Here is a 24362-nt window from a genome sequence, read left to right on the forward strand (position 1 = left end):
GGCCATGCCATCCGTCACGCCCGCCGGGCCCGCCGAGTCGGGGCCGCTGCTCGACGTCCGGGACCTGCACGTGGAGTTCCACACCCGCGACGGGGTCGCCAAGGCCGTCAACGGCGTCGACTACACCGTCTCCGCCGGGGAGACGCTCGCCGTGCTCGGCGAGTCCGGCTCCGGCAAGTCCGTCACCGCTCAGGCCGTGATGGGCATCCTCGACATGCCGCCCGGACGGATCACGGGCGGCGAGATCGTCTTCAAGGGCCGCGACCTGCTGAAACTCGGGGAGGACGAGCGGCGCGGCATCCGCGGCGCCGAAATGGCCATGATCTTCCAGGACGCGCTCTCCTCGCTGAACCCGGTGCTCAGCGTGGGCGACCAGCTCGGTGAGATGTTCACCGTCCACCAGGGCATGTCCCGCAAGGACGCGAAGCTGAAGGCGATCGAGCTGATGGACCGGGTGCGCATCCCGGCGGCGAAGGAGCGGGTCGGCCAGTACCCGCACCAGTTCTCCGGCGGCATGCGCCAGCGGATCATGATCGCCATGGCGCTCTCCCTGGAGCCGGACCTGATCATCGCCGACGAACCGACCACGGCCCTCGACGTGACGGTGCAGGCCCAGGTGATGGACCTGCTCGCCGAGCTCCAGCGCGACCTGAACATGGGCCTGATCCTGATCACCCACGACCTCGGCGTCGTCGCCGACGTCGCCGACAAGATCGCGGTCATGTACGCGGGACGGATCGTCGAGACCGCCCCCGTCCACGACATCTACAAGGCGCCCGCCCACCCCTACACCAAGGGCCTCCTGGAGTCGATCCCGCGCCTGGACCAGAAGGGCAGGGAGCTGTACGCGATCAAGGGCCTGCCGCCCAACCTGCTGGCCATCCCGCCCGGCTGCGCCTTCAACCCCCGCTGCCCGATGGCCCGCGACGCGTGCCGGACCGACGAACCGCCGCTGTACGAGGTGAACGAGGAGCGCCGCAGCGCGTGCCACTTCTGGGAGGAGACCCTCAATGGCTGAAGCCATCCTCGAAGTGCGCGACCTGGTCAAGCACTACCCGCTCACCCAGGGCATCCTCTTCAAGAAGCAGGTCGGCGCGGTCAAGGCGGTCGACGGCGTCGACATCGACCTCATGGCCGGGGAGACCCTCGGCATCGTCGGCGAGTCCGGCTGCGGCAAGTCGACCCTCGCCCGGATGCTGGTGCACCTGGAGAAGCCGACCGCGGGCGCCATCCGCTACAAGGGCGAGGACATCACCAAGCTGTCCGGACGCGCCCTCAAGGCGGTGCGCCGCAACATCCAGATGGTCTTCCAGGACCCGTACACCTCGCTGAACCCCCGGATGACGGTCGGGGACATCATCGGGGAGCCGTACGAGATCCACCCCGAGGTCGCCCCGAAGGGCAGCCGCCGGAAGAAGGTGCAGGACCTGCTCGACGTGGTCGGGCTCAACCCCGAGTACATCAACCGCTATCCGCACCAGTTCTCCGGCGGTCAGCGCCAGCGCATCGGCATCGCCCGCGGCCTGGCCCTCCAGCCCGAGATCATCGTGGCCGACGAGCCGGTCTCCGCGCTGGACGTCTCCGTGCAGGCGCAGGTCGTCAACCTTCTCGACCGGCTGCAGAACGAGTTCTCCCTCAGCTACGTCTTCATCGCCCACGACCTGTCGATCGTCCGGCACATCTCGGACCGGGTCGGCGTGATGTACCTCGGGCGGGTCGTGGAGATCGGCAGGGACGCGGAGATCTACGACCACCCGACGCACCCCTACACCCAGGCCCTGCTGTCGGCCGTCCCCGTGCCCGACCCCGAGGCGCGGGAGCACCGGGAGCGGATCATCCTCACGGGCGACGTGCCCTCCCCGACGAACATCCCCTCCGGGTGCCGCTTCCGGACCCGGTGCTGGAAGGCCCAGGAGCGCTGCGCGCAGGAGGTGCCGCTGCTGGCCGTCCCCGCGCACCTGCGGACGGTTCCCGGGCCCGTCCAGCACCCGTCGGCGTGCCACTTCGCGGAGGAGCGGCACGTGGTGCCGGGCGGCGACGGACCGGGTGGAGAGGGAACGGACGGTCAGGGAACGGGCGGCGGAGGAACGGGCGGCGGGCCGGGCGGTTCCGGAGCAGCGGCCGGAGGCGCGGGACAGGCCGGCGGGTCGACCCGGTTCGAACCCTCGTAGCCCTTCCGGGCCCGGGTGCGAACAGGCGCCGACCGCGTTAACGCACAGGCAACCCGGCGGACCCCGTACCGATATACGGACGCGCCATCCTGAACAGCGTACGGCCGTGCGGGTGCCGTTGGGGCCGGACGGGATCCTGTCATGGGACCCCGTCCGGCCATCCGCGCGCAAGCGCTTGCCCCCGGGCCGAGGCACTCTTGTCGCCCCACGCGGCGCCGGGCACGATCGTGGGTGTGACGCTTACGCGGGGGGCCCGGATCACAGGTGCGGCACTGGCCGCGCTGCTCGCTCTGACGACCGCGGCCTGGATTCTCCGGGACCTCTCGGACGCGGGGTCCGCCGCCGCGCTGTGGCGCTCCTGGTCGGGCGGCACCCCCGGCTTCGTCGCCGTCTCGCAGCCCGCGACCACGATCGTCGAACCCGCCCTGCTCCTCGTCTACACGGCCGCCGCCGCGGCCGCCCTCCGCTCCCCGGTGGCTGCCGCGTCGCTCGTGGCCGCCGGTGTGGCGACCCTCCTGCTGAGGCTGCCGGCCCTGTGGGTGCTCACCGCCTCCTACATGGACCTCCAGGCCACGGACACCGTGCGCACCCGGGCGCTCTACAGCGCTTTCGCCGCGCTGGTGCTCGGCACGGGACTGCTCGTCACGGCCGCCGCGGGGCGCAGACCCGCCGGCGAGCTGCGGTTCACCCGGCAGGCCCCCGGCGCCGAGGCGCTGACGCCGACGCGTCCCGGCCGGGGAACCGCCGTGACGGCCGTCGTGCTGCTGGGCGCGGCCGCCGCGGTGATCGTCGCCTGGCAGGTGCGCTGGGCCTGGGTCCTCGGCGCGGGCGTCTGGTCCGACCTGCTCACCGGCGGCGAACGCGCGCCGGTGCGGCTGCTGGAGGTGCCCTCCGCCTGGCTCGCCCTGGCCGTCGCCGCCCTCGCCCTGGCGGCCGCGGGCGGCGCGCTGGTGCGCGCCGTCCACAGCCGGCCGCTGGGGGCCGTCGTCGGGGTGCTGCTGGCCGCCGACGGCGCCGTGGCCGTGGCACATGCCGTGCGGCAGGAACTGTGGCTCTCGCTCCGGGAACTCCCGCTGGAGCGCCATCTGCTCACCGCGACCGCCCTGTTCGAGCTGGTCTGCGGTCTGGTCCTGGTCGCCGTGCTGCTGCGCCGGGGGGAGCCCCTGCCGGACGGCGACGGCACCCCCGGCGGCGTGCCGCACGGATACGGGTACCCGCCCCCCTCGGGATACGGCTACCCGCCCGTGCGGCCCTCCTACGGGTATCCGCCCGCCGCGCGGCCCCCGGGCTACGGGTATCCGCCCGCCGTCCGCCCACCGGGCTACGGCTACCCGCCCGCGGACCCGTCAGCCGGCTCCGGCCCGCCGTCGCCCCCGCCGCCCGCGTCGAGGCCGCCGGGCTGGTAGCCGCGGCCGGCTCGGGCGGGTCGCCGGCAGGCTTCCGGGGCCGCGGCGCGGGCGGGTCAGCCGCGGTCCATGCCCAGTGAGCGCTTCAGGAAGTCCACCTGGAGCAGGAGCAGGTTCTCGGCGATCTGCTCCTGGGGCGTCATGTGCGTCACCCCGGTCAGCGGCAGCACCTCGTGCGGGCGGCCGGCCGACAGCAGCGCCGAGGAGAGCCGCAGCGCGTGGGCCACGACCACGTTGTCGTCCGCGAGGCCGTGGACGACCATCATCGGCCGGTGCGGGGTTCCCGCCACGGTCAGTCCGTCGTCACCGACCAGGGAGTTGGCCGTGTAGACCTCCGGCTGCGCGGCCGGGTCGCCCAGATAGCGCTCGGTCCAGTGGGTGTCGTAGAGCCGCAGGTCGGTGACGGGAGCGCCCACGACGGCCGCGTGGAAGACGTCGGGACGCCGCAGCACCGCCATGCCCGCCAGATAGCCGCCGTAGGACCAGCCGCGGACGGCGACCCGGTCCAGGTCGAAGGGAAAAGTTCCGGCCAGCGCGCGGAGCGCCTCGACCTGGTCGTCGAGGGTGAGGCCGAAGTCGTCCCGGACCGACTTCTCCCACTCGGGGGAGCGCCCGGGGGTGCCCCTGCCGTCCGCGACGACCACCGCGAAGCCCTGGTCGGCGAACCACTGCGAGGTGAGGTGCGCGTGGTGGGAGGCGAGCACCCGCTGGCCGTGCGGGCCGCCGTAGGGGTCCATCAGCACCGGCAGCGGACGGTCGTCGTCCGCCGCCCGGTCCGACGGCAGCAGCACCGCGCAGGGGATCCGGCGGGCGCCGGCCTCGACGAGGCGGGGCCGCGCGGTGATCGACGGCCGCTCGGCGTACGAGGCGACCTCGGCCACGACCCGGCCGCCGCGCAGCACGCGTACGGACGTCCCGGTCGCCTCCAGGCCCGCAGACGCGATCACCGTCACGTCCCCGCAGCCGGCCGCCGAGTGGACCCCCGGCCCCTCGGAGAGGCGTTCCGCGCCCCGCGCGCCGACCCGGTACACATGGATCTCGCCGGTCTCCGGAGCCGCCGCGCCCTCGCCCGCCGAGGCCGACACCAGCACGTGGTCCGCGCCGACGCCGAGCACGGCGCGGACATGGAGGTCCGCTCCGGTCAGCACGCGGTCCCCGACCGCCAGCACCCGCGCGCCGCCCTCGTCCGCGATGCGCACCAGGCGGCCGCCGCCCCGGCCGCCGGGGGTCACGTCGGGCGCCCAGGCCGGGACGCCGGCGAAAAGTTCCAGCCACACGGGGTCCTCGTCCAGGTGCACCAGCCGTGTCCCGCCGGTGTCCGGGTCCACCTCGAGGAACGCCTGGGTCCGCTGGTCCCGCGACTGCACGAGCAGCAGCGGCGGGCCGTCCGCCGACCAGTGCACCCGGGCGAGGTAGGGGTGGCGGACCCGGTCCCAGACGACCTCGGTGCGTCCGCCGTCCAGGGCGACCACGTACAGGCGCACCTCGGCGTTGGGGGTGCCGGCCGCCGGGTAGGCGACCCGGGCCGGCTCGCGGTCGGGGTGCGCCGGATCGCTGATCCACCAGCGCCGGACCGCACGGTCGTCGACGCGGGCGACCAGCAGCCGGTCCGACTCCGGCGCCCACCAGTACCCGCGCGAACGCCCCATCTCCTCGGCGGCGACGAACTCCGCCTGACCCCAGCAGACGTGCGCGTCCTCCGGCTCGGCCAGCGGCCGGTCGCCGTCGCCCTCCGCCCCCGTCACACGCAGCGAGCCGCCCGTCGCGTAGGCGACCCACCGGCCGTCGGGGGAGGGGCGGGGGTCGATCACCGGCCCGGGGGCGGGCAGTTCGCGCGCCGTGCCCGCGCGCAGCTCGGCCGTGAACAGCCGTCCCGACAGGGTGAAGGCGGCCAGTTCCACGGCCCGGTCGACCGCGTAGCCGACGATCCCCGCGGACCCCTCGCGGCTCCGCTCGCGCCGCGCCTTCTCCTCGGCGGACAGCTCCTCGCCCGCTCCGCCGAGCAGTTCACCCGGATCGGCGGCGATCCGTTCGCGGGGCGCGGGCCCGTCGAGGTCGAGCACCCGGAGCAGACCGGACCGCTCCGTGCCCGAGGAGGAGCGCAGGAACACCACCCGTGCGCCGTCCGGCGAGACGGTGAAGGCCCGGGGCGCCCCCAGGGTGAAGCGCTGGGTCCGCGCCGACTGACGCGGGAAGGAGAGCTGCTGCGTCGCTGTCATGGGGCGAACCTATGGCACGGGCAAGGCCGTTGTGCGCCCCCTAGTGCTGCCGTGCACCGATCGATGCGTGGGTACGGATAGTTATGATCCGTAGCGCAAGGTGGGTATGAACCTACCGGCACATGCAACTGGACCGTCCCCGTCGAATATCTGTGGAGGTGAACCGCCGTGGCACTCTCGATTTCGGCGGTGGTGCTGCTGGCGATCGTCGTCTTCCTGCTGATCCGGAAATCCGGGTTGAAGGGCGGACACGCGGTGGTCTGCATGTTGCTCGGCTTCTACCTCGCCAGCTCGTCGATCGCGCCGACCATCAGCGAGCTGACCAGCAACGTGGCGGGCATGATCGGCGGGCTCAAGTTCTAGGGTCCGCTTCCGGGGTCCGCCGGGCGGCACGCGGCGCGGACCCGGCGCGCCGCCGGCCGCTGCCCGCGGCCGGGCGGGCGCCGGCCGCGGAAGCGGGCACGTTCCGCGGACATCCGTCGGCACTTTGCGGACACCGGCGGGGCCGGGCGCTCTAGGCTGTCCCGTATGAAGGATCTTCCCGCCCGTCGTCTGCTCCTGGTGCACGCACACCCGGACGACGAGTCGATCACCAACGGCGCCACGATGGCGCTGTACGCGGCCGCCGGTGTCCACGTCACGCTGGTGACCTGCACGCTCGGGGAGGAGGGCGAGGTCATCCCCGCCGGGCTCGCCCACCTGGCGCCCGACCGCGACGACCGCCTGGGACCGTACCGGGCCGGCGAACTGGCCGAGGCGATGAAGGAGCTGGGCGTCACCGACCACCGCTTCCTCGGCGGCCAGGGCCGGTTCCGGGACTCCGGCATGATGGGCGTCCCGCAGAACCACCGGGAGGGCGCCTTCTGGGGCACCGACGTGGACGAGGCGGCCGCCCCGCTGGTCGAGATCATCCGGTCCGTCCGCCCGCAGGTGCTCGTCACCTACGACCCCCGCGGGGGATACGGCCACCCCGACCACATCCAGGCGCACCGGGTCGCCATGCGGGCCGCGGACCTCGCGGGCGAGCGCGCGTACCGGCGCGACCTCGGCGACCCGCACGCCGTCGCGAAGATCTACTGGACCAGGGTCCCGCGCTCCCTCGCCGAGGAGGGCTTCGCGCGGCTGCGTGCCACGGCGGCGGGGGACTTCCCGGGAATCGCGGGCATCGCCGACATTCCCGGAGTCGTCGACGACGAGCGGATCACCGCCGAGATCGACGGCGCCGCGTACGCGGACCGGAAGGCCGCGGCGATGCGGGCGCACGCCACCCAGATCGCCGTCAGGGAACCCTTCTTCGCGCTCTCCAACGACCTGGGTCAGCCCCTGTTCACCACCGAGTGCTACGAGTTGGCCGTCGGCGTCTCCGGCGCCGCGCCGGGCGAGCGCGAGCACGACCTCTTCGCGGGGATCACCGGCACCACCGGGTCCACCGGGGTCGCCGAGGCGGCGGGCGGCTCCCCCCGGAGCGCTGCCGGGCGGATTCCCGGGGCGTCGGCGGGCGGCGTTCGTGAGGGAGTCGGGGAGATTTCGGGAGGGGCCGTATGAGCGGGTCGCCCGTGCAGCACTCCTTCCTCACCGGGACGCCGAAGCCCGGCCGCATCGCGGTCTACGTGCTGCTCGCCGTACTCGGCGCGCTCGTGGGCATCGCGGGCTCACTCGTCCAAGCGGGCTTCTTCCCGGGCGGGTTGCTCCTCGCGCTGCTCGCCTCCGGAGCCGTGTTCGCGGCCGGCCGGCGGGCGACCGGAACCCAGCTCGGGGCGGCCGCACCGGCCGCCGGATGGCTGCTGGCCGTGGTGGCGCTCAGCATCGGCAGACCCGAGGGGGACGCCGTGTTCGCCTCCGGGATCGGGCCGCTGGTCTTCATGCTCGGAGGTACGGCGGTGGCTGTGATGTGTGCCACGATGTCGCGGCCGGGGCAACCGGGCGGCGGCACCGGCCGACTTGGCGGGTAGGAGCGCGGTCGCCGTCCGCCGTGTCCCCGCTCAGCGGGTGCGACGGCCGGTCCCCGGCGCGGTGCGGCAGCACGGCGAGTTCCGGGACCGGGTGCGCGGCCGAACCGGCCGTGCCCGTACGGTGCGCCGACGGGCCACGGGGTCGCTTCGGGCGGTCCCGGGGTGTCGGTCCGTGGCGGACAGTATGGTGGTGCGCGCCGCCGAGCCGCCCGCAGCAGCAGCTGTCCAGAAAGAAACGGGCGGCGAAGCCAACCGGGAGAACCTGCTTTGAGTCGTGAAACTGACAGTTCGTCCGCCGGCCCCCAGGGGCGCGGTGGAGCCGCGTACCCCTCGGGCACACCGCCGTACGGATCCCGCCAGTATCCGTCGCTGCATCCGACGCAGGACGCTCCGGACGACGCCGCGGGAGCGGCGCCCGAGCGGGACGCCGAGGAACCGAAGACCGAGACCACACTGACGACCCGCATCCGGATCAACATCCCCGGTTCGCGGCCGATCCCGCCCGTCGTCATGCGCACGCCGATGAGCGACACCGACGCGGGCTCCAGGAGCCCCGCGCCCGGCGCGGCGGCGCCCGCGCCGGGAGGATCCGACGCCGAGCGCACCGGCAGCGTGCCGCGTCCCGCGGCGCCCGGGCCCCAGGCCCCCGCCGCCGAGGAGAAGCCCGCCGCCAGCGACTGGTTCGCGCCGCGCAAGGCCGCCGCACCGGCCCCTTCGGCGCCTCCCGCCGCGGCTCCGCCGCGGCAGGGCGGGCCCGCCGCGCCCGGCCCCGGCGGTCAGGGCGGCCAGGGCGGTCCCGCCGGGAACGGATTCGCCCCCGGCGGCGCCCCGCCGGCGTCCGGCCTGTCGGCCCTCGTCGACGAGACCCCCGCCGCCGGACTGCCGGCCCGGCCGCGTCCCGGCGACGCCCCGCCCGGAGCGGGACCCGACCGCCCGCGCCAGGACGACGGCTTCGCCCCCGGCCGCGGGACGCCGCCGCTCGGCGTGCGCCCGCCCGGCCCGGACCGCGTCCCCGCGGGGCCGACGTCGGGGCCGGTGACCGGCGACATGCCGCTGGGCCCCGGGCCCGGCGGGCCGGCCGGCCCGCCCCGGATGTCCGACGACACCGCCGTGCTCACCCCGCAGAAGCCGGCCCCCGAGCCGGGCGGCGGACACGTCTCCGGCGACACGCTCACCAGCGGCATCCCGGTCGTCCCGAGCGAGGGCCGGTCGCCGTTCGCACCCGGCGGCGCGACCCGCTCCGGCCCGCCCGCGGGCGGGCCCGGCGGCCCCGCTTCCGGCGGTGCCCGCGCGGACTTCTCGGACCCCGAGTTCCCCGCGGGCCCCGGCGCCGCGGCCGCCGCGCCCTCACCCGAGCCCGCGCCCCGGCCAGCGGCGGCCCCGCCGGCCCGCAAGGGCCGGTCCAAGCTGGTGCTGGCCGGTGTGGGAGTGTTCGGCCTGCTCGGTGTCGCGTACGGCGCCGGACTGCTGCTGAACCACTCCGACGTGCCGAAGAGCACCACGGTCCTCGGCGTCGACATCGGCGGCGGGACGCGGGACGAGGCCGTCAACAAGCTGGAGGCGGCCTTCGGCAAGCGTGCCGCCGCCCCCCTCCAGCTCGCGGTGGGCGGTCAGAAGGCCGAACTCGCCCCGGACAAGGCCGGGCTCTCCCTGGACAGCCAGGCGACCGTCCGCGGGGCCGCGGGCAGCGACTACAACCCGGTCTCGGTGATCGGCTCCCTCTTCGGGGGCGAGCGCGCCGCGCAGCCGGTGATCCTGGTCGACGAGGAGAAGCTGGGCGTCGCGCTCTCCGACCTCGCGGGCACCGCGGGCTCGGCCTCCGACGGCACCATCCGCTTCGAGCCGGGCAAGGCCGTGGCCGTGCCCGGGAAGCCGGGGGAGTCGCTGGACGTCGCCCGTTCGATGGTCACGGTCAAGGACGCGTACCGCGCCCAGGTCGAGACCGGCAAGCCGAACGTGGTCACCCTGCCCGTCGCGAGCCGGGAGCCGACCATCACGCAGGCCGAGATCGACCGGGCCATGAAGGACTTCGCGGAGCCCGCGATGTCCGGCCTGATCACGATCAAGGCGGGAGACAAGCAGATCCAGTTCGGCCCGTCGAAGTCCCTGCCGAAGATCCTGTCGATGAAGCCGGTCGACGGGAAGCTCGTGGAGTACTACGACAAGGCCGCCATCGAGCAGCTGCTCGAAGGAGTCTTCGACGGGATCATGATCACCAAGGGCGACGGCAAGCAGCACGAGGTGTCGGCCGACGACGTCGCCCAGGCGATGGGGCCCGCCCTGCGCGGCACGACGCCCGCGGAGCGTACGGCGGTCATCTCCCTCGACCCGAGCTGATCCGCCCGGTCACTGCCTCCCGAACGCCCGCCCGGCACCGCCGGGCGGGCGTTCGGCGTCGCCGGGGTGCCGGCGGTGTTCACCGGGGTGCGTGTCCCCAGGGCGGGGTCGTGCCGGTGGGCGGGGGGCCCGGGGCGCTCCGGCGGGGGTGCTGCCGCGTGTTCGTACGGGCGGGGGTGTGCGCTGCCGGGTGTGTGGGCTCCGGTGGATGAGCGGCGCCCGGGGCGGTGAGAGCCGCTGTCGCGCGAGGCCGGTGCTCCCGGACGGGAGCGGTGCTGTCACGCCGAAGGGGTGGTTCCGCGCCCGGAGCGGCGACCGCGCGGCGGCCGGCGCTCTCCCGCGTTCCCGCCCCGGACGCGGGAGACGCCCCGCCTCGCGGCAGGACGCCCCGGGCCGGGACGCCCGTGGCGGGCGGACGCCGCGAGTCCTGCGGGCGGTCTGCTCAGTTCAGCATCGCGCGGGCCGCGCGGGCGCGTCCGCGGACCAGGTCGGCGGTGGTGGGCTCGACGGCGGACACGACGTCGGCGTAGGCGTCCATCTCGGCCGCGCCCTCGGTGAACGCCCCGCGCTGGACCAGGAGCTGGGCGCGTTCGTACCGCAGCCGCGCCGGGTGGGACGGCAGCAGGAGCAGCAGGTCGAGGGCCCAGAGGGCGACTTCGGAGCGCTCGGGGCGCGGCGCCGCCCAGGCGCGGATGTTGTTGAGGACGCGCGAGACGACCGCGAGCGGGTCGGCGGGCCGCAGCATCGACGGGCTCGGCGGCGCCCCCGTGGCACCGGTCACGAGCAGTTCGGCGTCCTCGGCCGAGAGCGGCCTGCCCCCGCCGAACGGGTCCGCGAGCACGAGCGCGCCGGGATCGCCGAAGCCGACCACGAAGTGGCCGGGCAGGGCGACGCCGTACACCTGGCCGCCGGCCCTGCGGGCCACCTCCGTCCACAGGACGGAGAGCAGGATCGGCAGTCCCCGGCGCCGCCGCAGCACCTCGTGCAGCAGGGAGGACTCCAGCCGCCGGTAGTCCGCGGGGGCCCCGTGGAACCCCTCGCGTCCGCCCAGCAGGTCCGCGAGCGCCCGCGCCCACGCGTGCGGTCCCTTCAGCCCGTGGGGGAGCATTCCGGCGAGCCGGTCCAGTTCGATCTGCGCCGCGTCGATGCCGGCCTCGTCGAGGTCCGGGTCCGCCTGCGTGCCGATGAGCAGGCAGAGCGTCGACAGGTCGGGCCGCGGGGAGCGGGCCTCGTCGGCGAACCGCTGCCGCCAGTCGGGCCGCGGGGGTTCGTGGTGCATGTTCCTCTCGTACCCGTCTAGACGGCGCGGAAGTGGTGGTAGTGGTGGTGGACCGAGAACCCCATGCCCGCGTACAGCGCGCGCGCCGGTGCGTTGTCGGTCTCCACCTGGAGCCAGGCCGCCGAGGCGCCCTCGTCCAGCGCCCGGCGGGCCAGTGCCGCCATCACCGCCGTGGCGAGGCCCTGACGCCGGTGCGCCGGACCGACCTCGACCGCCATGAACCCCGCCCAGCGGCCGTCCACCACGCACCGCCCGATCGCCGCCGGGACGTCCCCGGCGGCGTCCGGCGCCGTCCGGGGCGCGGGCTCCGGCGCCGCGACGGGCGCGGAGGCGACGGGCACGGTCGCGAACGACACGGACGGACCCGCCGTGAGCACCGCCAGGACATCCGGCCCCGGCTCGGACGTGCGCTGGTAGCGGCGCGTCCAGGCGTCGCCGAGGGTGTGCTCGACACGCACGCGGGCGTCGTCGTCCGTCAGGTCGGCCACCGGAGCGAGCGAACCGGTCCACACCTCGGCCGACACCTCGCGGCGCCAGCCGCGTTCGGCCAGCGCCGCGCCGAGCTCCTCCTGGGTGCCCGCGGCCCCGGTGGCGATCTGCACGTAGGCGGGCAGGCCGCGCGCCGCGTACCAGGCACGGACCCGGGCCAGCGCGTCGTCGAGCCCCGTCCCCGGATCGCCCAGCGGCAGAACCGAGTTGGCGCGCCGGGTGAAGCCGCCGGCCGCGCGCAGCTCCCATTCGCCGAGCCGCTCGCTCTCCACCGGCTGCCAGGCGCGGGCGGCGACCCGCGCCAGTTCGGCGAAGCCCGCCGACGGCCCGCGCCGCCGGGCCGGTTCGGCCGGCACCTGCTTGCCCGCGACCAGCAGGTCTTCCGGGATGCGGACGCTCTCCCCGGTCCGGCGTGTGATCAGCAGCACACCGTCGGTCCAGGATGTGAGAACACCGACCGTGTCGGTGAACTTCGAGCCGGGCGCCCCGGACGGCACCGCCGCGCGGACCGACACCCGTTTGCCCACGTCAGCCGGTGTCAGACGGACCTTCAGCCGCGCTGCGGCAGTGAATTCCACGGTTCTGCCCGCCCCTCCTGTTCGGATCGTCCCCGAGAACGGAGATACTAGGTGCGGGCATCGACGACGCCGCGCTCCCGCGCAAGCCAGCCCTTACCGAGGAGGAACGACAGCGTGACCTACGTCATCGCGCAGCCTTGTGTCGACGTCAAGGACAAGGCGTGCATCGAGGAGTGCCCCGTCGACTGCATCTACGAGGGCTCCCGGTCCTTGTACATCCACCCGGACGAATGCGTCGACTGCGGTGCTTGTGAGCCGGTCTGCCCGGTGGAGGCCATCTTCTACGAGGACGACACCCCGGACGAGTGGAAGGACTACTACAAGGCGAACGTCGAGTTCTTCGACGAGCTCGGTTCGCCCGGCGGCGCCTCCAAGCTGGGCCTGATCGAGCGGGACCACCCCTTCGTGGCGGCCCTGCCGCCGCAGAACGGCTGACCGGCCCGCCGGTCCCGTCGCAGCATTCCCGCCTCCCGGTCCCGTACGGCTCGTCGTCCGTACGGGACCGCGGTGTCGAGTACGACGTACGCAAGAAAGAGAGCCCCGCAGTGGCCGCAGTCTCATCGCGCCTCCCCGCCTTTCCCTGGGACAAGCTCGAGCCGTACAAGGCGACGGCCGCCGCCCATGCCGACGGCATCGTGGACCTCTCCGTCGGCACGCCGGTCGACCCGGTGCCCGCGGTGATCCGGCAGGCCCTGGTCGAGGCGGCGGACTCGCCCGGCTACCCGACGGTCTGGGGCACGCCCGCGCTGCGGGACGCCCTCACCGGCTGGATCGCCCGCCGCCTCGGCGCGGTGGACGCCGGCCACCGCAACGTGCTGCCCGTCGTCGGCTCCAAGGAGCTGGTGGCCTGGCTGCCGACGCAGCTCGGCCTGGGCGCGGGCGACAAGGTGGCCTACCCGCGCCTCGCCTACCCGACCTACGAGGTCGGCGCGCGGCTGGCGGGCGCGGAGCCCGTCGTCTACGACGACCCGACCGAGCTCGACCCGGCCGGGCTGAAGCTCCTGTGGCTCAACTCGCCCTCCAACCCGACCGGCAGGGTGCTCCCCAAGGACGACCTGGTCCGCATCGTGGCCTGGGCCCGCGAGCACGGGGTGCTCGTCTTCAGCGACGAGTGCTACCTGGAGCTCGGCTGGGAAGCCGAGCCCGTCTCCGTGCTGCACCCCGACGTCTGCGGCGGCACGTACGAGGGCGTCGTGGCCGTCCACTCCCTCTCCAAGCGCTCGAACCTGGCCGGCTACCGTGCCGCGTTCGTCGCCGGTGACGAGGCGGTGCTGGGCGAACTCCTCCAGATCCGCAAGCACGGCGGCATGATGACGCCGGCGCCCGTCCAGGCCGCCACGGTCGCCGCGCTCGGCGACGACGCGCACGTCGGCGAGCAGCGGGCGCGCTACGCGGCGCGCCGGGCCGCGCTGCGCACCGCGCTGGAGACGCACGGCTTCCGGATCGAGCACAGCGAGGCGAGCCTCTACCTGTGGGCGACGCGCGACGAGCCCTGCTGGGACACCGTGGCGCACCTCGCGGAGCTCGGCATCCTGGTCGCCCCCGGCGACTTCTACGGCGAGGCCGGTGAGCGGTTCGTCCGGGTGGCCTTCACGGCCACCGACGAGCGGGTCGAGGCGGCGGTCAAGCGCCTCGGCTGAGCCCGCTCCCGGCCGACGGGAGCCGGCCGGACGGCGTGGGGGCCCGGGAGCGATGCTCCCGGGCCCCCACGCCGTGCGCGGCCGTGCCCGCAGGGCTCGGCCTGCGGGGTGTGTCAGCCGCCGAGCGGGAGGCCGCCGCCGAGTGCGCCGGTGGCGCCGCCGGTCAGCGCGTCGGTGGGCAGGCCGCCCTGGGTCGCGCCGCCGACCAGGCCCCCGGCTTCGCCGGCCGTGTCGCCGGTGGCCTTCTCGGCGACGGGAGCGGCCTTCTGGGCGGTCCTGTCGACGGTCCGGGTGGCCGCGGGGGCGGCCTTCTCGGCGGTCTTGCCGCCGACCTGGCCGGCCACCTCGGTCGTCTCCTCGGAGACGCTGTCGACCGTGCTGTCGACGTTGGCGGCGTCGAGGGCCGTGAGGCCGCCGACCGGGGTCTGGGGCAGGGGCGCGGCGCCCGCGGAGCCGGCCGCTCCGACCACAGGAGCTGCTCCCGCCGCGATGATCAGCGCGGCACGGGCGATCCGACGGGTCAGGGGGAGGGACATGATGCTCCTTGGGGCGAGAGGACGTCCGGGCGGCGCGTGAGGTGCTGCCCGGTGTTCGGACGTCCTGACAACCGGCCGGAGGGCGGGGGAAGTTGCGGTGCGGCGAAGTAAAGAATTGGTAACGCGTCGCATTATCTGTTTCATCCGAAAGGGGGCGGACGGGGGCATGTCCGACCTCCTGATGAACCGTCACTTCCTTTGTGCCGCAAGGAGATCGTTCCCGTGGCGCGGGGCTCGGGCGGGGCGCTGGGGGCGGTGGCGGCAACCGAACGGAATAACGCGTTCGAGTGCGCGGGCGTCCTAGTGTGCGATGCGTATGCGGACGCTGTCCGCGTCACCGGGCTCGGCGTCGCGGGCCCGCCAGCCCTCCGAGGACCTCTCCACGCTCCACACCCGGTCGCCGTAGGCGACCTCCGTGATGCGCAGCGCCTCCGCACGCGCCAGGGCCCAGTGCGCCAGCTCCCAGCCGCGCCGGTCCGGCCGTCCGCCGCCCGACTCGCGAGCCGAGGCCACCGGGACCGTGAGGACCGAGGAGGCCTCCCCGCCCGCCGTGCCCCCGCCGGCGCCGCCGCGCAGCACCTCGGAACCGAAGGCGCGCGTCAGTTCGCCCCGGACCTGCGCCGGGTCGCCCGCGCCGCCGCCCGCCCGCACCGAGCAGGTCAGCGTCGCCGACGCCCCGCCGGTCAGCGCCGCCGCCAGCAGGGTGGCGTCCGGCTCGTGCTTCGCGTACGCCTGCGGGAAGCCGCTGCGCTGCACCTTCTGGGCGGCGACCGTCAGCGGCATCCGCGAGTACCCGGGGACCTCGGCCAGGTGCTCGTAGAACTTCCCCGCCGAGTACACCGGGTCCATGATCTCCTTCGGCGTGCCCCAGCCCTGGGACGGCCGCTGCTGGAAGAGCCCGAGCGAGTCCCGGTCGCCGTAGTCGATGTTGCGCAGCGCCGACTCCTGGAGGGCGGTGGCCAGCGCGATGGTGACCGCGCGCTGCGGCATGCCCCGGGTGGTGCCCACGGCCGAGATCGTGGCCGCGTTGTCCGCCTGCTCGGGGCTCAGCTCGTACGTCGAGCCGCCGTCCTCCGACGTCCGCACCACGCACCGCGGCGCGCCGCCGCCCCCGGTGACGTACTGCACGACGACGTACCCGGCGATACCCAGCAGCACCAGCAGCGCGGCCGTGAAACGCAGGAAGCGGCCGCGCCGGACGGGGGAGGCGTTCTCGGACACGCCCCACACGGTACTGGAGGGCCGCCCGGGCCCCCGCGCGGACCCGGGACCCGAACCGGCTCCCCGCGCGGACCCGGGACCCGAACCGGCTCCCCGCGCGGACCCGGGACCGGGACCACAGCCCCCGGACCGGAGGCCATAGGGTCGGGACCATGTCCGACACCGTGCTCGATCTCACCCTCGACGGCCCGGCGCTGACCGCCGCGCTGGTCGACTTCCGCTCGGTCAGCGGAGAGGAGAAGCCCCTCGCCGACGCCATCGAGCAGGCCCTCCGGGCCCTCCCCCACCTCACCGTCGACCGGTACGGCAACAACGTCGTCGCGCGCACCTGGCTCGGACGCGCCGAGCGGGTCGTGCTCGCCGGACACATCGACACCGTCCCGATCGCGGACAACGTGCCCTCCCGCCTCGACGGCGACGGCGTCCTGTGGGGCTGCGGCACCAGCGACATGAAGTCCGGCGTCGCCGTCCAGCTGCGCATCGCGGCCACCGTCCCCGAGCCCAACCGGGACCTCACGTTCGCCTTCTACGACAACGAGGAGGTCGCCGCCCACCTCAACGGCCTCGGACACGTCGCCGAGGCGCACCCCGACTGGCTCGCGGGCGACTTCGCCGTACTGCTGGAGCCGTCGAACGGGGAGGTGGAGGGCGGCTGCCAGGGCACGCTGCGGGTTCATCTGAAGCTCACCGGGGAACGGGCGCACTCCGCGCGGAGCTGGATGGGCCGCAACGCCGTCCACGCCGCCGGCCCCGTCCTGGCCCGCCTCGCCGCGTACGAGCCGCGCCGGCCCGTCATCGACGGCCTGGAGTACCGGGAAGGACTCAACGCGGTGGGCATCGAGGGCGGTGTGGCGACCAACGTCATCCCCGACGCCTGCACGGTCGTCGTCAACTACCGTTACGCGCCCGACCGCAGCATGGCCGAGGCCGAGGCCCACGTGCGCGAGGTCTTCGCGGACTGCGGGGTGGGCGAGATCGTCGTCGACGACCACACGGGCGGGGCGCTGCCCGGCCTGTCCCACCCGGCCGCCGCCGCGTTCATGGAGGCCGTCGGCGGCACCGCGCAGCCGAAGTTCGGCTGGACCGACGTCTCGCGGTTCAGTGCCCTCGGGGTCCCCGCCGTCAACTACGGCCCCGGCGACCCGCTCTACGCGCACAAGCGGGACGAGCACGTCCGCGTGGACCTGATCACCCGGTGCGAGGAGCGCCTGCGGAACTGGCTGACCTCCTGAGCGCCGCCGGGCGCGGTCCCCGGCTCCGGCCCGGGACCGCACCCGGCCAGGCGGCGACGGCACAACGGCACCCCGCCGCGTTGCCGGATCGCCCGAGTCCGCCCGGTACGAGGACGGCCCTGCGCCTTGCGATCCGTCCCCTGCGCCCTGCGGGCCCGGGGAGGCCCCATGCATCCGACGCCGCACGCTGATCCACAGGACATTGCGGGACAGCCCTTACCCTTGCCGGACACATGATGTCGTACGGCGGAGGGAGCAGGTCATGAGCAGCAACTCCGAGGGTCTGCGCGCGTTGGAGGAGCAGCGGCTGGGACCGGTACTGCGCCGCAGGGAGCAGGTGCAGCCGGGGACGACCGACCAGCGGCTGCTGGACAGCGAGGGCGACTCGCAGTGGGTGCACACCGACCCGTGGCGGGTCATGCGCATCCAGTCGGAGTTCGTCGAGGGCTTCGGCGCGCTCGCCGAACTCCCCAGCGCGATCAGCGTCTTCGGTTCGGCCCGCACCCAGCCGGGCAGCGACGAGTACGAGACCGGCGTCCGGCTCGGCCGCGCCCTCGTCGACGCCGGCTTCGCCGTCATCACCGGTGGCGGGCCCGGCGCCATGGAGGCGGCGAACAAGGGCGCCCGGGACGCCAAGGGCATCTCCGTCGGCCTCGGCATCGAGCTGCCCTTCGAGCAGGGCATCAACCAGCACGTCGACATCGGAGTGAACTTCCGCTACTTCTTCGTGCGCAAGACGATGTTCGTGAAGTACGCGCAGGGCTTCGTGGTCCTGCCCGGCGGGCTCGGGACCCTGGACGAGCTGTTCGAGGCGCTGACCCTCGTCCAGACCCGCAAGGTCACCCGCTTCCCGATCGTGCTCTTCGGCACCGCCTACTGGAGCGGCCTCGTGGAGTGGCTCCGGGACACCGTGGTCGCCCAGGGCAAGGCGTCGGAACACGACCTCCTCCTCTTCCACGTCACCGACGACGTGGAGGAGGCCGTTGCCCTGGTCACCAAGGAGACGGGCCGCTAGCCGTCCTCCGCCCCCGCCGTCCTCCGCCCGCCGGGCGGGATGCGCCGGAGACGGCCCGGGGCCGTCTCCGCGCCGTCCGCCGCTTCTTCGTGCGCAGGACGACGACCGTGGAGTACGCGCAGGGCTCCGCCGTCCGCCGGGGAGCGCGGCGCCCCGCCGGTGCGGGCCTCAGGCCAGGCCCCGGCGGGCGACCGCGGGCGGGCGGTGCCCGGCGATCGAGGCGACCATGTCGAGCACCTGCCGGGTCTCCGCCACCTCGTGCACCCGGTAGACCTGCGCGCCCAGCCAGGCGGAGACCGCGGTGGTCGCCAGGGTCCCGAGGACCCGCTCCTTGACCGGCCGGTCCAGCGTCTCGCCGACGAAGTCCTTGTTCGACAGCGACACCAGCACCGGCCACCCGGTGCGCGCCATCTCGTCCAGCCGGCGGGTGGCCTCCAGGCTGTGCCGGGTGTTCTTCCCGAAGTCGTGGCCGGGGTCGATCATGATCGCGTCGCGGCGGACGCCGAGTTCCACCGCGCGCTCGGCCAGCCCCACGGTCACCCGCAGGATGTCCGCCATCACGTCCTCGTAGACGACCCGGTGCGGACGGGTGCGCGGCTCCGCGCCGCCCGCGTGGGTACAGACCAGACCGGCCCCGTACCGGGCGGCGACCTCCGCCAGCTTCGGGTCCACGCCGCCCCAGGCGTCGTTGAGCACGTCCGCCCCGGCCTCGCAGACCGCCTCCCCGACCTCGTGACGCCAGGTGTCGACGCTGATCACCACGTCCGGGTGGCGCCGGCGGACCTCGGCCACGAAGCCGACCGTGCGCCGGGCCTCCTCCTCGGCGCTCACCTCGTCGCCCGGCCCCGCCTTCACACCGCCGATGTCGATGACGGCCGCGCCCTCGGCGACGGCCTGCTCGACCCGGGCCAGCGCCGGTTCGTCGAGGAACGTCGCCCCCTGGTCGTAGAAGGAATCGGGGGTCCGGTTGACGATCGCCATGATCACCGGCTCGTGCGTGGTGAACTCACGCCGTCCCAGCCGCAGCATCCGCAGTTTCCTCCTCGGGTCGTCCGCCTGCGACCCTACTGTCCGTCGTCCGTGGCACGATCGGCACGGGACGGTTTCCACCCGGGTGCACCGGGTCTTCCGGGGAGAGGGTCGCTCGTGTTCTTTTTCTTGCTGATCACGATGGTCGTGGTGGTGGCCGCGGTCACGCTCGCCGTGATCGGGGGCACCGACAGCACGACCCTGCCGGACGCGGCGCCGGAGCGGCTCGTCGACCCCCTGCCTGCGCACCGTCCCGTGGTCCGGGCGGACATCGACGCGCTGCGTCTGCCCGTCACTCCGCGCGGCTACCGCATGGAGGACGTGGACGACGTGCTCGACCGGCTGAGCGCGGAGCTCGCCGAGCGGGACGCCCGGATCGCCGAGCTGGAGTCGGCGCTGGCCGGGGCGCAGGCCACCGCGGTCGCCCGGCCCGACCTCTTCACCGAGCCCGGCGAGTTCACCGAGCGCGGCGAGGAGCGGGACCGATGAGCACCGGCGCCGTGGCGGGCCCGGACGGGCGGCTGCGCTGCCCCTGGGGCCTGTCCACCGAGGACTACATCGCCTACCACGACGAGGAGTGGGGGCGCCCGGTCCACGGCGACGACGCCCTGTTCGAGCGGCTGTGCCTGGAGGCCTTCCAGTCCGGGCTCTCGTGGATCACGATCCTGCGCCGCCGGGAGGGCTTCCGAGCCGCCTTCGCGGGCTTCTCGATCCCCGCCGTGGCCCGCTTCACGGAGGCCGACGCGGCCCGGCTCCTCGCCGACGAGGGCATCATCCGCAACCGCGCCAAGATCGAGGCCACCCTGGCGAACGCCCGGGTGCTGGCCGGATGGCAGGCCGGCGAGCTCGACACCCTGATCTGGTCGTTCGCCCCGGACCGGGCGAACCGGCCCGCTCCGAAGACGCTCGCCGACGTGCCGGCCGTCACCGACGCGTCGACGGCGCTGTCCAAGGCGCTGAAGAAGCGGGGCCTGCGCTTCATCGGCCCCACCACGGCGTACGCGCTGATGCAGGCGTGCGGACTGGTCGACGACCACCTGGCCGACTGCGTGGCGCGCCGGGGCTGACCGGCCCGCGACGCCGGGCGCACCCCTGGAGGGCGCGTCCGGCGGCCGTGCGGGCGGTCGCCGCCGCGGTGCCGGTGCCTGGTGCCCGGTGCGGCGTCGCAGCGTGCGCGGGTGCCGTCGTCCGGGCCGGTGTCCTCAGCGGCCGAGGTAGCGCGGCGGCTCCTTCGCGAGGAAGGCCTTCACCGCGATCCCGTGGTCCTCGGAGGAGCCGGCCCTCGCCTGGAGCTCCTCCTCCTTGTCCAGCGCCTCGTCCAGCGAGTGGCCCGCTCCGTAGGCGAGGGACTCCTTCAGCGCCGCGTAGGCGACGGTAGGCCCCTCGGCCAGGGCGCGGGCGACCTTGAGCGCCTCGGCCGCCAGCTCCGCCGCGGGCACCACCCGGTTGGCGATGCCCCAGTCGAACGCCTCCTGCGCGGAGAACGAGCGGGGGAAGAGCAGCAGGTCGGCCGCCCTGCTGGGACCGACCAGCCGCGGCAGGGTCCAGGAGACGCCCGAGTCCGCGGTCAGGGCCACCCCGGCGAACGACGTGGTGAAAGTGGCGGTGTCGGCGACGATCCGGTAGTCCGCGGCGAGCGCGAACCCCAGCCCGGCACCGGCGGCCACCCCGTTGACACCGGCCACCACGGGCTTCGCCATCCCGGTGAGCGCCCGGACGACGGGGTTGTAGTGCTCGCGGACCGTGCTCATGACACCGCCAGAACCGGACTTCTCGGCGGCCGCCAGCAGGGAGACGTGCTCCTTGAGGTCCTGGCCGACACAGAACGCCTTGCCGGTCGCGGTCAGCAGCACCGCCCGTACGGCCGAGTCGTCGGCGGCGGCACGGGCCGCGTCCCGCAGGGCCTCCTTGGCGGCGACGTTCATGGCGTTCATCGCCTCGGGCCGGTTGATCGTGATCGTCGCGAGTCCGTCGGTCACGTCGTACAGCACGGCCTCGGCCATGGCGGGTCCCCTTTGCGGTTCTGACGGCAGTGTCGGGGCCCAGCATGACGGAGATCACCGCACATCGAACGGCGCGTCCGTGTGAGCTGCGTCAAACATTCGCCGCCGCCGCCGAGCCCGGCGGGCGCGCAGTATCGCAGGCGGATCCCCGAATTGGGTGGTTTTGCGCGAGCGCGTTGCGCAAGCGATGCCGACTGATGTTGGTCTTTGGGTCCTGGCATGCGGGATAATGGCCTGGAAGCAATGTGTTCGATGCCGGTGATTCAGCACCTCTCTTGGGGCCGCCGGCTGGCGTGAGCTGGTTTCAGGAAGGGGAACGAGCATGGCGGCCATGAAGCCGCGGACGGGCGACGGCCCGCTCGAGGTGACCAAGGAGGGGCGGGGCATCGTCATGCGCGTTCCGCTCGAAGGCGGCGGTCGGCTTGTCGTCGAGCTGACTCCGGACGAAGCCGACGCACTGGGCGACGCCCTGAAGAAGGTCGTCGGCTGACTCAGCCCGGTCTCCTTTCCACTGCCCCGGTCCGCGCCGCAGCGCCCCGGGGCAGTGGTGTCTTCCGCCGTCTTCCGGCAGATACCCCCACCCCGGCACCGGTCCCGTGACGGCATTCCGGCACCGGTCCCGTGACGGCGCGCCCGGCCCTCCGGCGCGATCCGGCGTGCGGCACGGACGGCCGGACGGTCACCCGGCGGCGCCGGTTCAGCCCCGGCGCACCGCGCAGAGCAGCCCGTCGCCCACGGGGAGCAGCGCGGGCAGCAGTTCCGTGCTCTCGCGCATGGTCCGCAGCAGTTCCCGGACGCGCAGCACCTCGGGGGGCTGGGCGGCGGAGTCGACCGTACGGCCGCCGGCGAACACGCCCTCGAAGCAGACCAGGCCGCCCGGGCGCAGCAGCCGCAACGATTCAGCAAGGTAGTCCAGCGACTCCGTGCGGTCACCGTCGCAGAAGACCAGGTCGTAGCCGCCGTCCGCGAGCCGGGGCAGCACGTCGAGTGCCCTGCCGGGGATGAAGCGGGCCCGGTTGCCGGCGAAGCCGGCCGTCCGGAAGGCCTCCCGCGCGAACTGCTGGCGCTCCGGTTCCAGGTCGACCGTGGTCAGGACGCCGTCGGGCCGCATGCCCTGGAGCAGGTAGATCCCGGAGACGCCGGTGCCGGTGCCGATCTCCGCCACCGCCTTCGCGTCCACGGTCGCGGCCAGCAGACGCAGCGCGGAGCCGGTGCCGGGCGACACCGAGGGCAGCCCTGCCTCCCGGGCCCGGTCGCGGGCCCAGTGCAGAGCGTCGTCCTCGGCGACAAAGGCGTCGGCGAACGCCCAGCTCGTCTGCCGGTTGGCGGTAATGACCCTCTCCTGTCCCCGTAGTTGGCGCGACGCTGACTGTATCCGCTGCGCCCGGGAACCCGCAGATGGGACCGGGCGTTGTGAAGGGATGGGGACGGACGTGGACCCGGGCCGGAGCCGGATCCCAAATCCACGTAAAGATTCTTATCCGGAGCTAACGGGCGAGGTGGCTATGGTAGGGGCTCCGCTGGACACCACCAGAGCTGACAGGGGAGGTGCGGCTGCACCTGCGGATCGGGGAGGAGTGCTGAGGCGCCTTCTCAGGTCGGCGGGTGAGCCCAAATCCGTGACCAAGAACGCTGACCGTTCCGTGCCCGCCGAATCCGTCACCACCGCTACCTTCGCATCGGAAGCGGAATCGCAGGCGTGGACCCCTCCCACCTGGGAGGAGATCGTCAGCATGCACAGTGCGCGGGTGTACCGACTGGCCTACCGCCTCACGGGCAACCAGCACGACGCCGAGGACCTCACCCAGGAGGTCTTCGTCCGTGTCTTCCGCTCGCTGTCGACGTACACGCCGGGCACCTTCGAGGGCTGGCTGCACCGCATCACCACCAACCTCTTCCTGGACATGGTGCGCCGCAAGCAGCGCATCCGCTTCGACGCCCTCGGCGACGACGCGGCCGAGCGGCTGCCCAGCCGTGAGCCGTCCCCGCAGCAGGTCTTCAACGACACCCACTTCGACGCGGACGTGCAGCAGGCGCTGGACACCCTTGCGCCCGAGTTCCGCGCCGCGGTCGTCCTCTGCGACATCGAGGGGCTCTCCTACGAGGAGATCGCCGCCACCCTGGGCGTGAAGCTGGGCACCGTCCGCAGCCGCATCCACCGCGGCCGTTCGCACCTGCGCAAGGCGCTCCGGCACCGTTCGCCGCAGGCACGCGCCGAGCGCTCACCGGCGGTCGCCGTCTCGCTCGCCGGGGAGGTCGGACCGGCGTGAACGGCACAGGTCCGACCCCAGCGGAACAGCATCTGGGGGACAGGCTCGCCGCGCTCGTGGACGGCGAACTGGGTCACGACGCCAGGGACCGGGTCCTCGCGCACCTGGCCACCTGTCACAAGTGCAAGGCCGAGGCGGACGCGCAGCGCCGCCTGAAAAGCGTGTTCGCGCAGTCCGCGCCGCCGCCGCTCTCCGAGGGGCTGCTCGCGCGGTTGCAGGGGCTGCCCGCGGAGCCCGGCGGGGGCGGCTCCCCGCAGGGACCTTTCGGCGGGCAGCCGGCGGACAGTGTCTTCGGAGCGCTGACCCCGTCCGCGGAACATTCCCGCGCACGCCGCGGGGAGGCCTTCGGGTACGTCCCCGGGGGGTCGCACGCCGCGGCCCTGCCCGGAGCGGGCGGCGGGTTCCGCATACACGAGGTCGGCCGCGCGGAGGCTGAGCGGTCGCCGTGGCGCGGCAGACGGTTCGCGTTCGCCGCGGCGAGTGCGGTGTCCTTCGCCGCCATCGCCCTCGGCGGCGCGGTACCGGTCGACGTCTCCGGCGAGACCACCTCGCGCGGCCAGAACGGCGGCAACAAGGTCTCCCCTGCCCGCACCGTCCCCGGCACCGGTGTGGCCACCGGAGCAGCGCAGGGCGGCACGACCACCGTCAGGGCGAGCGAGGGGGACCGGCGCCGCGGCGGCCGGGCCGACAGCGGACCGGCGGCGGCCGTCGCCCCGACCGCACCGCCTGCCGTCATCGGCCGGACACCTCCGTTCACGGCGTCGATCCTGATGTACGACTCCGCCGCGCTGCCGCCGCTGATACGGCCCGCCGCCCCCACCCTGCAACTGGCGTCGGCCTCCGTGCTGCCGCCCGCCGTGACGCCGCAGCACACCGCCGCGGCCCCCGCCGCACCGGCCACGGCCGCGGCGTCCGGCCCGCGGACCTCTCCGCTGACGCCCCTGCGCTGACCGGAAGCCACGCGGTGCCCTGCGCACGGAATCGC

24 protein-coding genes are annotated in these 24362 nt (G+C 74.3%); 16 read left to right on the top strand and 8 right to left on the bottom strand.

Annotation, left to right across the window (positions count from 1 at the left end; all coding sequences use genetic code 11):
- Nucleotides 1–4 precede the first annotated feature (4 nt).
- The 3 genes from IAG43_RS20900 to IAG43_RS20910 all read left to right on the top strand — a co-directional run bounded on the left by IAG43_RS20900 (nucleotide 5) and on the right by IAG43_RS20910 (nucleotide 3577).
- Nucleotides 5–1018 (top strand): ABC transporter ATP-binding protein, encoded by a 1014-nt coding sequence (locus IAG43_RS20900; RefSeq protein WP_187742228.1) that lies wholly within the window; start codon nucleotides 5–7, stop codon nucleotides 1016–1018.
- Nucleotides 1011–2171, top strand: coding sequence for an ABC transporter ATP-binding protein (locus tag IAG43_RS20905; RefSeq protein WP_246574478.1), 1161 nt, complete (start codon nucleotides 1011–1013; stop codon nucleotides 2169–2171). Before IAG43_RS20900 ends, IAG43_RS20905 begins: the two co-directional genes overlap by 8 nt.
- A gap of 233 nt (nucleotides 2172–2404) precedes the next feature.
- A complete protein-coding gene (locus tag IAG43_RS20910) occupies nucleotides 2405–3577 on the top strand; it encodes a hypothetical protein (RefSeq protein WP_187742229.1) in 1173 nt (390 codons plus the stop codon).
- A gap of 56 nt (nucleotides 3578–3633) precedes the next feature.
- Here IAG43_RS20910 and IAG43_RS20915 read toward each other — a convergent pair whose 3' ends face one another.
- On the bottom strand, nucleotides 3634–5796 hold the full coding sequence (locus tag IAG43_RS20915) for a S9 family peptidase (protein ID WP_187742230.1): 2163 nt from the start codon (nucleotides 5794–5796) through the stop codon (nucleotides 3634–3636).
- Between the two features lie 168 nt (nucleotides 5797–5964).
- Between IAG43_RS20915 and IAG43_RS20920 the strand changes: the two genes are divergently transcribed.
- The 4 genes from IAG43_RS20920 (at nucleotide 5965) to IAG43_RS20935 (ending at nucleotide 10085) form a co-directional block, all read left to right on the top strand.
- Complete coding sequence (locus IAG43_RS20920) at nucleotides 5965–6159, top strand: hypothetical protein (RefSeq protein WP_187742231.1); 195 nt, start codon at nucleotides 5965–5967, stop codon at nucleotides 6157–6159.
- Between the two features lie 165 nt (nucleotides 6160–6324).
- Complete coding sequence (gene mshB / locus IAG43_RS20925; protein WP_187742232.1) at nucleotides 6325–7341, top strand: N-acetyl-1-D-myo-inositol-2-amino-2-deoxy-alpha-D-glucopyranoside deacetylase; 1017 nt, start codon at nucleotides 6325–6327, stop codon at nucleotides 7339–7341.
- Nucleotides 7338–7748 carry a DUF6113 family protein gene (locus IAG43_RS20930; RefSeq protein ID WP_187742233.1) on the top strand — a complete coding sequence of 137 codons (411 nt, stop codon included), beginning with the start codon at nucleotides 7338–7340 and terminating at the stop codon, nucleotides 7746–7748. The genes mshB and IAG43_RS20930 overlap by 4 nt, the downstream gene beginning before the upstream one ends.
- A 267-nt stretch (nucleotides 7749–8015) precedes the next feature.
- Nucleotides 8016–10085, top strand: a complete 2070-nt coding sequence (locus IAG43_RS20935; protein ID WP_187742234.1) for a hypothetical protein — start codon at nucleotides 8016–8018, stop codon at nucleotides 10083–10085.
- A gap of 442 nt (nucleotides 10086–10527) precedes the next feature.
- On the opposite strand, the gene IAG43_RS20940 is transcribed toward IAG43_RS20935, so the two are convergent.
- Together IAG43_RS20940 and IAG43_RS20945 are read right to left on the bottom strand one after the other, a co-directional pair.
- Nucleotides 10528–11364, bottom strand: coding sequence for a transglutaminase-like domain-containing protein (locus IAG43_RS20940; protein ID WP_187742235.1), 837 nt, complete (start codon nucleotides 11362–11364; stop codon nucleotides 10528–10530).
- A gap of 17 nt (nucleotides 11365–11381) precedes the next feature.
- Complete coding sequence (locus IAG43_RS20945; protein ID WP_187742236.1) at nucleotides 11382–12431, bottom strand: GNAT family N-acetyltransferase; 1050 nt, start codon at nucleotides 12429–12431, stop codon at nucleotides 11382–11384.
- A gap of 114 nt (nucleotides 12432–12545) precedes the next feature.
- Between IAG43_RS20945 and fdxA the strand changes: the two genes are divergently transcribed.
- Together fdxA and dapC are read left to right on the top strand one after the other, a co-directional pair.
- On the top strand, nucleotides 12546–12866 hold the full coding sequence (gene fdxA / locus IAG43_RS20950; RefSeq protein WP_105869511.1) for a ferredoxin: 321 nt from the start codon (nucleotides 12546–12548) through the stop codon (nucleotides 12864–12866).
- A 110-nt stretch (nucleotides 12867–12976) separates the two neighbouring features.
- Entirely contained in the window at nucleotides 12977–14071 is a 1095-nt protein-coding gene (gene dapC, locus IAG43_RS20955) for a succinyldiaminopimelate transaminase (RefSeq protein ID WP_187742237.1), read from the top strand.
- 113 nt (nucleotides 14072–14184) lie between these two features.
- Here dapC and IAG43_RS20960 read toward each other — a convergent pair whose 3' ends face one another.
- Together IAG43_RS20960 and IAG43_RS20965 are read right to left on the bottom strand one after the other, a co-directional pair.
- Nucleotides 14185–14607, bottom strand: a complete 423-nt coding sequence (locus IAG43_RS20960; protein WP_187742238.1) for an ATP-binding protein — start codon at nucleotides 14605–14607, stop codon at nucleotides 14185–14187.
- 300 nt (nucleotides 14608–14907) lie between these two features.
- The gene (locus IAG43_RS20965; protein ID WP_246574480.1) at nucleotides 14908–15828 is read right to left on the bottom strand and encodes a VldE C-terminal domain-containing protein; all 921 of its coding nucleotides are present in this window, start codon (nucleotides 15826–15828) and stop codon (nucleotides 14908–14910) included.
- A 152-nt stretch (nucleotides 15829–15980) separates the two neighbouring features.
- Between IAG43_RS20965 and dapE the strand changes: the two genes are divergently transcribed.
- Entirely contained in the window at nucleotides 15981–17060 is a 1080-nt protein-coding gene (dapE, locus tag IAG43_RS20970) for a succinyl-diaminopimelate desuccinylase (protein WP_187742240.1), read from the top strand.
- 262 nt (nucleotides 17061–17322) lie between these two features.
- Nucleotides 17323–18075, top strand: a complete 753-nt coding sequence (locus IAG43_RS20975; RefSeq protein WP_187742241.1) for an LOG family protein — start codon at nucleotides 17323–17325, stop codon at nucleotides 18073–18075.
- A 168-nt stretch (nucleotides 18076–18243) separates the two neighbouring features.
- On the opposite strand, the gene folP is transcribed toward IAG43_RS20975, so the two are convergent.
- Nucleotides 18244–19104, bottom strand: a complete 861-nt coding sequence (gene folP / locus IAG43_RS20980) for a dihydropteroate synthase (protein WP_187742242.1) — start codon at nucleotides 19102–19104, stop codon at nucleotides 18244–18246.
- A gap of 117 nt (nucleotides 19105–19221) precedes the next feature.
- On the opposite strand from folP, the gene IAG43_RS20985 reads away from it, so the two are divergent.
- Together IAG43_RS20985 and IAG43_RS20990 are read left to right on the top strand one after the other, a co-directional pair.
- Nucleotides 19222–19593 carry a DivIVA domain-containing protein gene (locus IAG43_RS20985; protein WP_187742243.1) on the top strand — a complete coding sequence of 124 codons (372 nt, stop codon included), beginning with the start codon at nucleotides 19222–19224 and terminating at the stop codon, nucleotides 19591–19593.
- Nucleotides 19590–20171: a DNA-3-methyladenine glycosylase I gene (locus tag IAG43_RS20990; protein WP_187742244.1), complete on the top strand. Its 582-nt coding sequence runs from the start codon at nucleotides 19590–19592 to the stop codon at nucleotides 20169–20171. Before IAG43_RS20985 ends, IAG43_RS20990 begins: the two co-directional genes overlap by 4 nt.
- 135 nt (nucleotides 20172–20306) lie before the next feature.
- Here IAG43_RS20990 and chcB read toward each other — a convergent pair whose 3' ends face one another.
- Nucleotides 20307–21107 carry a 2-cyclohexenylcarbonyl CoA isomerase gene (chcB, locus tag IAG43_RS20995; protein ID WP_187742245.1) on the bottom strand — a complete coding sequence of 267 codons (801 nt, stop codon included), beginning with the start codon at nucleotides 21105–21107 and terminating at the stop codon, nucleotides 20307–20309.
- Nucleotides 21108–21429: 322 nt separating this feature from the next.
- On the opposite strand from chcB, the gene IAG43_RS21000 reads away from it, so the two are divergent.
- Nucleotides 21430–21597: a DUF3117 domain-containing protein gene (locus IAG43_RS21000; protein WP_003966491.1), complete on the top strand. Its 168-nt coding sequence runs from the start codon at nucleotides 21430–21432 to the stop codon at nucleotides 21595–21597.
- Between the two features lie 207 nt (nucleotides 21598–21804).
- On the opposite strand, the gene IAG43_RS21005 is transcribed toward IAG43_RS21000, so the two are convergent.
- Nucleotides 21805–22482, bottom strand: a complete 678-nt coding sequence (locus tag IAG43_RS21005) for an O-methyltransferase (RefSeq protein WP_187744566.1) — start codon at nucleotides 22480–22482, stop codon at nucleotides 21805–21807.
- Between the two features lie 130 nt (nucleotides 22483–22612).
- Here IAG43_RS21005 and sigE point away from each other — a divergent pair, with 130 nt between their 5' ends.
- Both sigE and IAG43_RS21015 read left to right on the top strand, forming a co-directional pair.
- Complete coding sequence (gene sigE, locus IAG43_RS21010; RefSeq protein ID WP_187742246.1) at nucleotides 22613–23377, top strand: RNA polymerase sigma factor SigE; 765 nt, start codon at nucleotides 22613–22615, stop codon at nucleotides 23375–23377.
- Nucleotides 23374–24327, top strand: coding sequence for an anti-sigma factor family protein (locus IAG43_RS21015; RefSeq protein WP_187742247.1), 954 nt, complete (start codon nucleotides 23374–23376; stop codon nucleotides 24325–24327). The genes sigE and IAG43_RS21015 overlap by 4 nt, the downstream gene beginning before the upstream one ends.
- Nucleotides 24328–24362: the final 35 nt, after the last annotated feature.

This window comes from Streptomyces genisteinicus (genome assembly GCF_014489615.1).
Taxonomy (GTDB): domain Bacteria; phylum Actinomycetota; class Actinomycetes; order Streptomycetales; family Streptomycetaceae; genus Streptomyces; species Streptomyces genisteinicus.